The organism is Kitasatospora sp. NPDC007106 (genome assembly GCF_040634455.1).
Classification (GTDB): domain Bacteria; phylum Actinomycetota; class Actinomycetes; order Streptomycetales; family Streptomycetaceae; genus Kitasatospora; species Kitasatospora arboriphila.
Genome location: NZ_JBEYFP010000131.1, coordinates 1 through 12668, shown reverse-complemented (window position 1 = coordinate 12668; position 12668 = coordinate 1). Strand labels below are relative to the sequence as shown.

General features: G+C 73.5%; 11 protein-coding genes and 1 riboswitch. Of the genes, 4 read left to right on the top strand and 7 right to left on the bottom strand.

From position 1 onward, the window contains the following. On the bottom strand, positions 1–1282 hold a 1282-nt coding region (locus ABZ641_RS14220; protein ID WP_359981741.1), incomplete at its 3' end, for a sensor histidine kinase. A 382-nt stretch (positions 1283–1664) separates the two neighbouring features. Between ABZ641_RS14220 and ABZ641_RS14215 the strand changes: the two genes are divergently transcribed. After that, complete coding sequence (locus ABZ641_RS14215) at positions 1665–2225, top strand: heme-binding protein (protein ID WP_359981738.1); 561 nt, start codon at positions 1665–1667, stop codon at positions 2223–2225. A 250-nt stretch (positions 2226–2475) separates the two neighbouring features. Here the strand turns inward: ABZ641_RS14215 and ABZ641_RS14210 are convergent, their stop codons facing one another. Continuing rightward, on the bottom strand, positions 2476–3534 hold the full coding sequence (locus ABZ641_RS14210; protein WP_359981735.1) for a helix-turn-helix domain-containing protein: 1059 nt from the start codon (positions 3532–3534) through the stop codon (positions 2476–2478). Positions 3535–3842: 308 nt separating this feature from the next. Here ABZ641_RS14210 and ABZ641_RS14205 point away from each other — a divergent pair, with 308 nt between their 5' ends. Further along, positions 3843–4337 carry a GNAT family N-acetyltransferase gene (locus ABZ641_RS14205; protein WP_344624459.1) on the top strand — a complete coding sequence of 165 codons (495 nt, stop codon included), beginning with the start codon at positions 3843–3845 and terminating at the stop codon, positions 4335–4337. A 132-nt stretch (positions 4338–4469) separates the two neighbouring features. Here ABZ641_RS14205 and ABZ641_RS14200 read toward each other — a convergent pair whose 3' ends face one another. Then, complete coding sequence (locus ABZ641_RS14200; RefSeq protein ID WP_359981732.1) at positions 4470–4613, bottom strand: hypothetical protein; 144 nt, start codon at positions 4611–4613, stop codon at positions 4470–4472. 291 nt (positions 4614–4904) lie between these two features. Beyond that, positions 4905–5048, top strand: a riboswitch (cobalamin riboswitch). 210 nt (positions 5049–5258) lie between these two features. Between ABZ641_RS14200 and ABZ641_RS14195 the strand changes: the two genes are divergently transcribed. Further along, positions 5259–7643: a ribonucleoside-diphosphate reductase subunit alpha gene (locus ABZ641_RS14195; RefSeq protein WP_344624466.1), complete on the top strand. Its 2385-nt coding sequence runs from the start codon at positions 5259–5261 to the stop codon at positions 7641–7643. Between the two features lie 20 nt (positions 7644–7663). Beyond that, complete coding sequence (locus tag ABZ641_RS14190) at positions 7664–8659, top strand: ribonucleotide-diphosphate reductase subunit beta (RefSeq protein WP_344624467.1); 996 nt, start codon at positions 7664–7666, stop codon at positions 8657–8659. An 86-nt stretch (positions 8660–8745) separates the two neighbouring features. Here the strand turns inward: ABZ641_RS14190 and def are convergent, their stop codons facing one another. The 4 genes from def to ABZ641_RS14170 form a co-directional block, all read right to left on the bottom strand. Further along, entirely contained in the window at positions 8746–9369 is a 624-nt protein-coding gene (gene def, locus ABZ641_RS14185) for a peptide deformylase (protein WP_344624460.1), read from the bottom strand. Positions 9370–9439: 70 nt separating this feature from the next. Beyond that, positions 9440–10429 (bottom strand): hypothetical protein, encoded by a 990-nt coding sequence (locus ABZ641_RS14180; RefSeq protein ID WP_030267884.1) that lies wholly within the window; start codon positions 10427–10429, stop codon positions 9440–9442. Between the two features lie 163 nt (positions 10430–10592). After that, positions 10593–12008 (bottom strand): HD domain-containing phosphohydrolase, encoded by a 1416-nt coding sequence (locus ABZ641_RS14175; RefSeq protein WP_359981730.1) that lies wholly within the window; start codon positions 12006–12008, stop codon positions 10593–10595. Further along, the coding region (locus tag ABZ641_RS14170) for an HD-GYP domain-containing protein (protein WP_359981728.1) at positions 12005–12668 on the bottom strand (664 nt) is incomplete at its 5' end. The genes ABZ641_RS14170 and ABZ641_RS14175, both read right to left, overlap by 4 nt.

The following is a 12668-nucleotide window of genomic DNA, read 5'->3' as shown; positions in this document are numbered from 1 at the left end:
GGGTGCTCTCGACGGTGAGGGTGCCGCCGAGCTGGCGGAGTCTGGCCCGCATGGCCGGCAGGCCGTGGCCGCGGGAGGCCGTCGTACCGGAGGTGTCCGGTGGCAGGCCGCGGCCGTTGTCCGCTATGTCGAGGACGGCCTGGTCGCCCAGGTAGGAGAGGGTGAGCGCGGCGGCGGAGGCGTCGGCGTGCTCACGGACGTTGGCGAGGCCGCCCTGCGCTATCCGCAGCAGCGCGGACTGGGCGGCGGGCGGCAGCGGGACGGGCGTGCCGTCGAGGTGGAAGCGGACGGGCAGGCCGGTCTCCGCGCTCTCACGGTCGGCGAGGGCCCGCAGGGCGTGGTCGAGCCCACCGCCGTCGGCGAGCTCGGCCGGTGCGAGGTCGTGGACGAAGCGGCGGGCCTCGGCGAGGTTGCGGCCGGTGACGGCAGCGGCCGTACGGACGTGGCGGCGTGCCGTGTCCGGGTCGGCGTCCCAGGTGCGGTCGGCGGCCTGGAGCAGCATCTGCTGGCTGGAGAGGCCCTGGGCGAGGGTGTCGTGGATCTCCATGGCGAGGCGTTCCCGTTCGGCGAGGGTGCCCTCGCGGCGCTCGGTGGAGGCGAGGTCGCGACGGGTGCGGACGAGGTCGTCGACGAGTGCCCGTTGCCGGGCGGTCTGTCTCCGCATGGTGAGGAAGACGGCGGTGGCGAGGGCCGCGACGGTGGGCGGAAGGATCAGCAGGGTGGCATCGGCCTGGCCGGGCAGCCGGGCCTGGCCGACGGTGACCAACGCGGTGAGCACGGCGACCAGGGGCAGGGCGGCCTTGGCGGGCAGGGTGCGCAGCGCGGTGTAGACGAGCGGGACGGCGCACCAGGCGAAGCTGGGCGCCAGGAGGACCAGAACCACCCAGAGGGCGACGACCAGCGCGAGCACGCCTGCTGCGGTACGGCTGCGGCGGGTGGCGTGGGCGTCGGTGCCCCTCGTGGCGTGGCCGCCAGCGCCGCTGCTGGGCCGGATGGCGGCCCGATTTGACGGTGCCGGCTCGCCGGCACCGTCCTCGCCGGCACCGTCCTCACGGGACGGACCGGAGTCCGCGCGGGGCGGGGCGAGCAGCCGGGATCCGGTGAGCTGGGCGGCGGCGAGTGCGGCGGAGAGGCCGATCACCCAGGGGGTGGCCGGACTGTCGGGGTGGTGGGTGAGGAAGCGGCTGAGGGACCCGGCGAGGAGCAGCAGGAAGGCCGCGTCGAGGACGAGCACGAGGCGGCGTTCGTCGGTGTCGGCGTCGTTGCGCTGCGGCGGTCGCACGTGGTCCTCCTGTTCTGCGGGTCTGGCTGTTCTGCGGGCCTGGCTGCGGGTGCTGCCCCGATGTGCAGTGGTACGCGGTGGCCCTCGGCGTTCCGATGCTCCGACCGGCGCGGCCGTCGCTCGGCACCGGCCGTCGGACACCCACCGCCCAGCGAGAGGCCGAGGGCCGGCCCCAAGGACCGGTCACGAACCGACCTCGTCCTGGTTGGGATTCTGGCCGGTCCGCCGATGCCGCACATCGGCCGATCGGTTGACCCCGATGTCCTCCATCATGCCTGCGGAGGCGAGCCGGAACGCCGACGCGGTGGAGGGGGCGCGGCCCTGAGGATCGAAGTGTGTCCGAGCCGCAGGGGCCGGACCGGTGAGTCGCCGAGGAGTCGGAATGAAGAAGACGTCGATGCGGGCACGGGTGCTGGGCGGTGCCGTGGCGGTGGCTGCCCTGGGTGCGGGCACCTTCGGTGCGGTGGCGGCGAGCGCGGAGACTCCCGGCACCGCCGGTGCCCCTGCGGTGGCCCGCGCCGAGGTCGGTGGCAAGGACGTGGTGTCCTCCGCGCACCTGTCGGTGGACGCCGCGACCAAGGCCGCACTGGCCACGATGGACGCGGCCGGCAAGGGCGGCTACAGGGTCTCGGTCGCCGTGGTGGACCGCAACGGCAACACGATCGTCGCGCTGCGCGGCGACGGTGCCGGTCCGCAGTCGCCCGAGTCGGCGGAGCGCAAGGCCTTCACCGCGGTCTCCTGGAACGCCCCGACCTCCGAGCTGGCGAAGCGGCTGGCCCAGACGCCGAACCTGAAGGACATACCGGGCACCCTGTTCCTGGGCGGCGGCGCCCCGGTGCAGGCCAAGGGCGCACCCGTGGCGGCCATCGGCGTCGCCGGCGCCCCGAGCGGCGACCTCGACGAGCAGTTCGCCCAGGCGGGCGTCGCCGCCCTCGGCAAGTAACGCCGCGAGCCGCCGGCGCCGGGTGCCCCGACCCGCGGCCCGGACCGCCCCGCCCACGCGAGTGGCCGGATGACCAGGCAACCGGCCGGCCGCCGTCCCTACCCGGGAGACACGGCGGCCGCCCCCCATCACCAGGGACTCGCCCTGCCACCACGCCTACGAGTACCCGCAGGCGCCGCCGGCACCCGCACGCTCTCACGGGGCACCCACCGGCACCTCTCAAGCACGCCCCTCTGCCCGCGCCTTCGCGCTACACCCCTGCCGCGATCTCGGGGCTGGCGAAGGCGCGGCGGTAGGCGTGCGGGGTGGTGCCGAGGCGGCGGGCGAAGTGGTGGCGGAGGGTGGCGGCGTTGCCGAAGCCGCAGCGGGCGGCCACGGCGTCGATCGGCTCGGCGGTGCCCTCCAGGAGCCGCTGGGCGAGCAGCAGCCGCTGGCCGGTGAGCCAGCGGTGCGGGGTGGTGCCGGTCTCCTGCTGGAAGCGGCGGGCGAAGGTCCGCGGGGACATGTGGGCGAGGGCGGCGAGCCGCTCGACGGTGGCTTCCTCGTCGAGGTGGTGGCGCATCCAGTCCAGGACGGGGGCAAGCGAGTCGACGTCGGACTCGGGCAGCGGGCGGTTGACGAACTGGGCCTGGCCGCCTTCCCGGTGCGGTGCGACGACCATGCGCCGGGCGATGCCGCGGGCGACCTCGGCGCCCTGCACCTTGCGGACGAGGTGCAGGCAGGCGTCGATCCCGGCGGCCGTGCCGGCGGAGGTGATGACGGGGTCCTCGTCGACGTAGAGCACGTCGGGTTCGACGGTGGTGAGCGGGAAGCGCCGGGCCATCTCGGCGGCGTGCTTCCAGTGGGTGGTGGAGCGTCGTCCGTCCAGGAGCCCGGCGGCGCCGAGCAGGAAGCTGCCGCTGCAGATGGAGAGGGCGCGGGCGCCGCCTTCGACGGCCGCGCGGAGGGCTGCGACGAGGGCGGGCGGGTACTCGTCGCGCAGGCCGGTGGCGGTGAGGACGATCAGGTCGGCCTCGGCGAGGCGTTCGGGCCCGTACGGGACGTCGACGCTGAAGCCGGCGTGGGTGCGCTTGGGCCCGGGCCGGTCGGAGGCGAGGGCGAACTCGTAGACGGGCAGCCCCTCCTCGCTGCGGTCGAGGCCGAACACCTCGCAGGCGACACCGAGTTCGAAGGGATGGACCTCCTCCAGTACGACGGCGACCACGTTCTTCAACTCGGCGGTCTTCGACTCATCGGTCTTCAACTCGGCGGTCCTCCACTCGGCGGTCCTCCACTCGGTGATCCTCGACTCGGTTCCGGGCTTCGGCATGGCTCCAGGATGGCGCTGGCAGTAATTCGATGCAAGAGGGCATTCCTGCCACTCGTCGGGCTCCCGGCCGGCCGGGAGAGTAGTCGCATGACCTCCACCGTGTTCGAGAACGCCATCGTCCTGTCCGTCCTCATCGGCTCGTTCGCCCTGATCGGGGCCGTCGTGGGCCGGGAGCTCGACCGCACCGGCCGGCACGGCCGCGACAACTGGCACCGCCCCGGCGGCTATCCCGCCGATCCGTCCGTCCCCGATCGGCTGCACCGGCCCCCGGCCGTCCGGGGCGGGTCCCCGGAAGGCAGACTGGACGGATGGACGTCGTCATCCGCCGTGCCCGCGAACGGGATCTCGAACCGGCCGGCGAGCTCTCGGTCGAGGTCTACGTCGGTGACGGCTACAGCCTCGCCGAAGGGCCGTACGCAGGGCTCCTCCGCGACACCCGCCGCCGCAGCGAGGAGGCCGAGCTCCTCGTCGCCGTCGACGGCCGGGACGAGCATGTGCTCGGCTGCGTGACCTTCGCGGTCGGCGGTACGGCCTGGGCCGACATCTCGCAGCCGGACGAGGGCGAGATCCGGATGCTGGCGGTCGCCCGGGCCGCCCGCGGCCGCGGAGTCGGCTCGGCCCTCGTCAGGGCCGCGATGGACCGCAGCCGCGAACTCGGCCTGACCGGTATGGCCTTCTCCACCCGCCCGGACATGACGGACGCCCACCGGGTGTACGAACGGCTCGGTTTCCGCCGTGCCCCCGAGCGCGACTGGGCCCCGATGCCCGGCATCGACCTGATGGTCTATGCCCTGACGTTCTGACGTGACTCGCCCCGAACGATTCGTTCGACCGGAGCCCGACCACACCGACACCCGCACCCGCACGTGAACTCGACGAGCCGGGCGGAAGCACCCGTCGGCGACGGTGCCGAGCCGATGCCGATGCCGATGGCATCACCCGATCGAGCCGCCCTCGAACCGCCCCGGAGCCATCGGCGAGTTGCAGAGGCAGGCGGTCAGGGTGAGCCCGACACCGCACCGGAGCCAGGACCGGCGGCACAGCGGCCACCCCGCCGCGGCGGAAAGGGACTTGGTCACGGCGGAAAGGGTCTAGCCGCAGAGCCGGCGGTCCTCGCTCCGCGGGATTCGCCGATCCCCTGGGCTCCGGGCCGACCCGTAGAACCGGGCGGCACCCCCGTACCGTCACTCATGACTGCAGATCGTAGGCCATCGGGCCCGCAGACTCCCGCGGCGGTGGCCGTTCCGTGAGCGGAGCGCGGGGGCGACGGGTGGGTCGGGTGTGCCCGAAGTGTGCACGGCCCGTTCGGCGAGGCCGTCGTAGCCACGGACGCGACACGCTGCGTGCACAAGATATGGGGGTACATCAGGGAGACACCACAACATGTATGCTCACTCTCGCTGTCGACGCAGGGGAACCCGGTGCGAGTCCGGGACTGCCCCGCAACGGTGAGCAGGCCCGTGAACGCCCGGGCCCGCGCAGTCCGAGGGCCTGCCGACGGTGTGCCACCGGCTTCCCCGCAGATGCCATGAAGCACAGCTGTACGTCCGGGCCTCGCGGGTGGGCCGGGTGGCGACGCGCACCCCCGACACGGTCGGGCGGTGCCGGTCTCCCCTGCCACGCGCATGCCCGGACGCGCCCCCGGCCCCCGGCCCGGGGGTGTCCGAAGCGTCCGCTGCCGCCACAGGAGAGAGTGCGCCTTGACCGTCGCTGCCTCAGTCACCCTGCCCTCCCAGGGATCCGCCGACAACGACCGGCCCGACCCCGGTGCCGCGCTGCTCCGGCTGCTCACCGACCGCAGCACCGACCTCCCCCAGGTGGACCCCGGCCACGTCGCCGCCGCCGCGCTGCGCGGCCGCCACGCCGGTTCGGACTTCGCCGAGCTCCGCGGGCTGGCCGTGGAGGCCGCCGCGTCGATGATCGCCGAGGACCCGCAGTACTCGAAGCTCGCGGCCCGCCTGTTGGCGCTGGAGATCCGCGACGAGGCGGTCTCCCAGGGCGCGGTCACCTTCGCCGCCTCGATCGCCGTCGGCCACGCCGAGGGCCTGATCGGCGACACCACGGCCGCGTTCGTGGCCAAGCACGCGGCCGCCTTCGACGCGCTGGTCGACCTGCAGGGCGACGACCGCTTCGAGTACTTCGGCCTGCGCACCGTGCAGTCCCGCTACCTGCTGCGCCACCCGATCACCCGCAAGGTGGTCGAGACCCCGCAGTACTTCCTGCTGCGCGTGGCGGCCGGTCTCGCGGTCGGCGACACCGAGAAGTCGGTGGCCGAGGTGGCCGAGCTCTACCGGCTGATGAGCCGTCTGGAGTACCTGACGTCCTCTCCGACGCTGTTCAACTCCGGCACCAAGCACCCCCAGATGTCGTCCTGCTACCTGCTGGACTCGCCGCTGGACAACCTGGACTCGATCTACAACCGCTACGCGCAGATCGCCCGGCTGTCCAAGCACGCCGGCGGCATCGGCCTGTCCTACTCGCGGATCCGCTCCCGCGGCAGCCTGATCCGCGGCACCAACGGCCAGTCGAACGGCATCGTGCCGTTCCTGCGCACCCTGGACTCCTCGGTCGCCGCGGTCAACCAGGGCGGCCGCCGCAAGGGCGCGGCCTGCGTCTACCTGGAGACCTGGCACGCCGACATCGAGGAGTTCCTGGAGCTCCGCGACAACACCGGCGAGGAGGCCCGGCGCACCCACAACCTCAACCTGGCGCACTGGATCCCGGACGAGTTCATGCGCCGGGTGAACGCCAACGAGGACTGGTCGCTGTTCTCCCCCGCCGACGTGCCCGAGCTGGTCGACCTGTGGGGCGCCGACTTCGACGAGGCGTACCGCAAGGCCGAGCAGGCCGGCAAGGCCGTCCGCACCATCCCGGCGCAGACCCTGTACGCCCGGATGATGCGCACCCTGGCGCAGACCGGCAACGGCTGGATGACCTTCAAGGACGCCTCCAACCGGGCCGCCAACCAGACCGCGCTGCCCGGCCGCACCGTGCACTCCTCCAACCTGTGCACGGAGATCCTGGAGGTCACCGACGACTCCGAGACGGCCGTCTGCAACCTCGGATCGGTGAACCTGGGCGCCCACGTGGCCGCCGGCGCCACCGCCGCCGACCTGCTGAACGCGATGGACTGGGAGCGCCTGGACGCCACCGTCCGCACCGCGGTGACCTTCCTCGACCGGGTCATCGACATCAACTTCTACCCGACCACCGAGGCGGGCACCTCCAACTCCCGCTGGCGGCCGGTCGGCCTCGGCGTGATGGGCCTGCAGGACGTCTTCTTCCAGCTGCGGATCGACTTCGACTCCGCCGAGGCGAAGACCCTCTCCACCCTGATCTCCGAGCGCATCATGCTCACCGCCTACGAGCGCTCCGCGGACCTCGCCGAGCAGTTCGGCCGCCACGAGGCGTACGGCGAGACCCGCGCGGCCCGCGGCGAGCTGCACATCGACCACTTCGGTGCCGCCGCCCCGCAGTGGACGGAGCGCTGGGACGCGCTGCGCGCCCGGATCGCCGAGACCGGCCTGCGCAACTCGCTGCTGCTGGCGATCGCGCCGACCGCCACCATCGCCTCCATCGCCGGCGTGTACGAGTGCATCGAGCCGCAGGTGTCCAACCTGTTCAAGCGCGAGACGCTCTCCGGCGAGTTCCTCCAGGTCAACCCGTACCTGGTGCGCGAGCTCAAGGAGCTCGGCGTCTGGGACCAGCAGACCCGGGACGCGCTGCGCGAGACCAACGGCTCGGTGCAGGACCTCAACTGGCTGCCCGCCGAGGTCCGTTCGCTGTACCGCACGGCCTGGGAGCTGCCCCAGCGCGCGCTGATCGACCTGGCCGCGGCCCGCATGCCGTACATCGACCAGAGCCAGTCGCTGAACCTCTTCATGGCGGCGCCGACCATCGGCAAGCTCAGCTCGATGTACGCGTACGCCTGGAAGGTCGGCCTGAAGACCACGTACTACCTGCGGTCGCGCCCGGCCACCCGGATCGCGCAGGCCGCCACGGGCGCCCGCGCCGCCGTGCCGGTGCCCGCGCCGACCATGAGCCAGGCCGAGCAGGACGCCATCGCCTGCTCCCTGGAGAACCCCGAGTCCTGCGAGGCCTGCCAGTGAGCACCGAAGACCGCCAGAAGATGCTGCTCGACCCGGGCTTCGAGCTGACGCTGCGCCCGATGCGCTACCCGTCGTTCTACGACCGGTACCGCGACGCCATCAAGAACACCTGGACGGTGGAGGAGGTGGACCTGCACTCCGACGTCGCCGACCTCGCCAAGCTGAGCGAGGGCGAGCGGCACATGATCGGCCGGCTGGTCGCCTTCTTCGCGACCGGTGACTCGATCGTCGCCAACAACGTGGTGCTGAGCCTCTACAAGCACATCAACTCCCCCGAGGCCCGGCTCTACCTGTCCCGGCAGCTGTTCGAGGAGGCCGTGCACGTCCAGTTCTACCTGACGCTGCTCGACACCTACCTGCCCGACCCGGACGACCGCGCGGCGGCCTTCGCGGCGGTGGAGAACATCCCCTCCATCCACCAGAAGGCGCAGTTCTGCTTCAAGTACATGAACGCGGTCGACCACATCGACTCGCTGCAGACCAAGGAGGACCGCCGCGCGTTCCTCCTGAACCTGATCTGCTTCGCGGCCTGCGTCGAGGGCCTGTTCTTCTACGGCGCCTTCGCGTACGTGTACTGGTTCCGCAGCCGCGGCCTGCTGCACGGCCTGGCCACCGGCACCAACTGGGTGTTCCGCGACGAGTCCATGCACATGGACTTCGCGTTCTCCGTCGTGGACACCGTCCGCGAGGAGGAGCCGGACCTCTTCGACGAGCAGATGGCCAAGCAGGTCACCGAGATGCTGGAGGAGGCCGTCGAGGCCGAGCTCCAGTTCGCCCAGGACCTCTGCGGCGAGGGCCTGCCCGGCATGAACACCGAGTCGATGCGCCAGTACCTGGAGGCCGTCGCCGACCAGCGCCTGGCCCGTCTCGGCCTGCCGATCCGCTACGGCTCCACCAACCCCTTCGGGTTCATGGAGCTGCAGAACGTCCAGGAGCTGACCAACTTCTTCGAGCGCCGGGTCTCCGCCTACCAGGTCGCCGTCGAGGGCTCGGTCTCCTTCGACGACGACTTCTAGGCCGCGCCGCCGTCTGGGGCGCAGCATGCCGAAGGGCCGCACCCGGGATCCGGGTGCGGCCCTTCGCCGCGTGTTCCGCCGTACCGTCAGTCGTTGGGTACGGTCGCGTACTTGGGGGTGCCCTCGGACATCTGGCGCAGGGCGTCCTTGCGGTCCCGCTTGGAGAGCCGGTCGATGTACAGGTAGCCGTACAGGTGGTCGGTCTCGTGCTGCAGGCAGCGGGCGAAGAAGCCGGTGCCCTCGACCCGGACGGGGTTGCCGTCCTTGTCCTGGCCGGTCACCGCGGCGAAGTCGGGGCGGGCCAGCTCCATGTACGCGGTCGGCACGGAGAGGCAGCCCTCCGGCGAGTCGTCCAGCGCGCGGCGGCCGGCCGGCAGCTCCTCCAGCACCGGGTTGACGACGTGGCCGACGTGGCGCACGCCCTCGTCGTCCGGGCAGTCGTAGACGAAGACCTTGAGGTCGACGCCGATCTGGTTCGCGGCCAGGCCGACCCCGTCAGCCGCGTACATCGAGACGAACATGTCGTCGATGAGCGCGGCGAGTTCACCGTCGAACGCGGTCACCGTGGCGACCTCGCGGTGCAGCACCGGGTTGCCGAACACCGTGATCGGGCGGGCGGTGCCCTTCGAGACGTCGGGCAGCTCGCCGACGACCTGCTGCTCCGCCGTCTCGTCCTGCTCGGGGTGGTCGTGCTCGTGCTCGTCGGCCATCGCTGGTTTCCGCTCCGTGGTTCCGTCCAGGTGTACCGCTCAAGGGTACGGCGCCGGGCGGACCCGTTCCTCAGCAAACCTCTTCGAGGTCCCGGTACGCCCGGGTGGCGGGGGAGGCGGCCACCCAGCGGTCCAGCAGGGTGCGCACCAGCGAGGCCGGCGCGGCGATCCCGCACTCGCGCTCGGCGAGCCAGGAGGTGCCGGCGCTGCCCTGGCTGAGGTGGCTGAGGTGGCCGGGGTGGGTGGGGTCGCCGTCGTCGTGCGGGTCGTGGTGCGCGGTGTGGCCGTCGTCGATCGCCATCCGGCTCTCCGAGCAGGCCCGGCACAGCAGCCGCACCGAGCTCGTCCAGTCCTCGGCGGCGTACCCGGCGTCGGCGACCAGCCGCTCCAGGGCGTCCCGGTCGCCCGCGGTGGCGGCCTGCAGCAGCACGACGAAGGTCGGCACCGGAGAGGGCGCCCACAGCTCGATCTCGTCGAAGACGGGGTAGGCGACGCCGTCCGCGACCCGCTCGCCGTGCGGGGCGCCGTCGTGCAGCACGACCTCGCCCCAGCGGCGGCCGGAGGACGGCAGCGGGATGGACAGCACCTCGATCCGGGCCGGGTCGAGCCGGCGGCCCCAGACCACCTCGGACTCGCCGTCCGGGGAGAGCCGCACCGGGGTGGTGCCGAGGTCCAGGTCGACGGGCCCGTCCGCGGCGGTGCCGGGCCCGCCGGGGAGTCTCAGTCCGTACGCCTGCCAGGCCCGGCGGGCGAGCGGCCAGTCCTGCAGGGCGGTGGCGGTGATGCCGAGGTTCCACCAGTCGGGGGCGCCGGTCTCGCGGTCCAGCAGGGCGACGGCGCGCAGCCCGGCGGTGCGGGCCTGCTCCCAGTCGCGGCGGAACTTGTGCAGCAGGGCGAGGTTGAACCAGGAGTCGGAGAGCCACGGCTCCAGGTCGGCGGCCATGACGAGCAGCGCGCCGGCGTCCTCGTAGCGGCCGTCGCCGATGAGCGTGAAGGCACGGTCGGTCGTCTGCCGCCAGGTGGCCGACGGCCGGTGCCGTGCGCGGTGGAAGATCCTCACGTTCCGTCCCTGCCGTTGTCGTCCGCCAGTTCTCAGCACCTGCTCCGAGGCCGGCTGCTGCAACGGGAACGATCCGGTGTGCCGGGTGGCCCCGCATCCGGTGTTCCACGCTACGACCGCATCCAACCACGCCTGCGGCGGCCCGCGCTCCCTGCGCGGCGGTTCAGGCCGGTTCGCGGCCCGCGGTGCCCACTCTGGCCAATGCGTCGACCACGGCGGGGTCGTAGGCGCCGCCGCGTTCCAGCCGCAGGCGTTCCAGGGCGGCGAGGCCCGCGGTGGCCGCGGAGAGGCCCCGGGCACGGGCTTCCGTCCGCAGGTCGTCGTGGGCGTTGGCGACCCGGATGATCCGCGCCGCCAGCGGCAGGCTGCGGTCGGCGGCGCCGTCCGGCAGCCGGCAGGGATCGGCGAGCCGGGCGACCTGTTCGCCGACCCGCCGCGGGACGCCGGTGCGCCGGATGACCTCGCTGCCGAGGCGGGCGATCCGCTGCTGTTCGGCGGCGGGCAGCAGGGCGGTGGCACCGCCGGGGACGGGTTCGACGAGGGAGAGCTGGCCGATGTCGTGCATCAGCGCGGCGTACTCCAGTAGGGCGAGGTCCCTGGTCCCGAGCCCGAGCTCGCGCCCCAGCGCGCACGCCGTGTCGGCGACCCGGCGTGCATGCCCCGGTGGGGTGTAGCCGGCGGTCTCGGTGGCCCGGGCGAGCGCCTCGATGGTCTGGCCGGTGGTGGCGCGGATCTCGGCGGCCCGCCGGAAGGACGCCTGGGCGAGCAGCAGCGGGGTGCAGAAGAGCGGCAGCGCCCACAGGCCGACCTCGCCGGCCAGCAGGCTCACCAGCATGCCGGTGGCGACGATCGCCGAGCCGATGCCGAGCAGCGAGCGCAGTTCGTCCTCCAGTGCGGCGCCGAACCGCAGGCCGGCCCGGGCGCGGTGCAGGACGGCGGCCAGCACGGTGTCGCAGAGCGCGGTCAGCGCGGCCACGCCGGTCAGCAGGGCCCCGTAGACCGGTCCTGAGAGCGGGGCGCGGTCGAGCAGCCCGCTGCCGTAGACCGGCTGGAAGAGCACGGCGGCGAAGGCCGTGGTGAGCAGCCTGCGGGCGGCGGTGTCGGCCCGCACGGTGTCCCCACGGAGCGCGCCGGAGCCCGTGCCGTCGGCCCGGCCCCTGCCGCCCCTACCGCCCCTGCCGCCGGTGGCGGCGGTGCGGCCCGGGTCGGTGCGGCCCGGGTCGGTGCGGCGGCGGGCGCGGACGGCGGGCAGGGCGAGCGGCAGCTGCCCGGCGAGGGTGCCGAGCCCGGTGACCGCGACGACCTGCAGCGTTCCGTGGTCGGTGGGGGTCGCGTGGAGCGGTCCGAGCAGGGCGTAGGCGAGCGCCGCGGCGCTGCCGAGCGGGGCCTGCTCGCGGTCGCCGGGCAGGGTGATCCGCGTCCACTCGCCGACCGCGACGGCCGCGCCGAAGGCGAGCGCCACCCGTGGCTGGGCGAGTCCGTGCAGGGCGACGTGCAGCAGCGCGGCGGCGAGCAGCAGCGCCGCGGCGGCGTGGACGGCGGACGGCGGGAGCCGGAGGCCGCGCCGGCCGGTTCTCACGGGGTGCCGCCCGCGCTGATCCGGCCGCCGGGCCCGGGCACCCGGCGGGCGGGCTCGGGGACGCCGAGCGGGATGTCGGGCACCTCGCCGTCCCAGCCGCCGGGCGGCGGCGGTTCGGGCTGCCAGCCGTGCCGGTCGACGGCGGCGACCAGGGCGGTGACCATCACCGGGTCGAACTGGCTGCCGGCGCAGCGCTGGAGTTCGACGACGGCCTCGGCGACCGGGCGGCCGCGCCGGTAGGAGCGGGTGGAGGTCATCGAGTCGAAGGCGTCGGCGACGGAGATGATCCGGGCGAACTCGGGGATGCGCTCGCCGGCCAGCCCGGCCGGGTAGCCGCGGCCGTCGAGCCGTTCGTGGTGGTGCAGGATGCCCTCGCGGGCCTCGCCGAGGAAGGCGAGGTCACGGACGAGTTCGTGGCCGAAGACGGGGTGCACCTCGACGGCGCGGCGTTCGGCCTCGGTGAGCGGGCCGTTGCGGCGGAGCAGTTCGGTGGCGACGCCGAGCTTGCCGACGTCGTGCAGGGTGCCGGCGAAGTGCAGGGTGCGGATCCGGTCCTCGGCCATGCCGAGCTGGCGGGCCATCAGGACGGCGGCGCGGCCGACCCGTTCGCTGTGGCCGCGGGTGTAGGCGTCCTTGATCTCCACGGCCTGGACGAGGGCG

Excerpts from the sequence above, each read along its gene's own strand:
- ABZ641_RS14215 (WP_359981738.1), top strand. The coding sequence starts at position 1,665 with ATGAAGAAGACGTCGATGCGGGCACGGGTGCTGGGCGGTGCCGTGGCG.
- ABZ641_RS14210 (WP_359981735.1), bottom strand. The coding sequence starts at position 3,534 with ATGCCGAAGCCCGGAACCGAGTCGAGGATCACCGAGTGGAGGACCGCC.
- ABZ641_RS14205 (WP_344624459.1), top strand. The coding sequence starts at position 3,843 with ATGGACGTCGTCATCCGCCGTGCCCGCGAACGGGATCTCGAACCGGCC.
- ABZ641_RS14190 (WP_344624467.1), top strand. The coding sequence starts at position 7,664 with ATGCTGCTCGACCCGGGCTTCGAGCTGACGCTGCGCCCGATGCGCTAC.
- def (WP_344624460.1), bottom strand. The coding sequence starts at position 9,369 with ATGGCCGACGAGCACGAGCACGACCACCCCGAGCAGGACGAGACGGCG.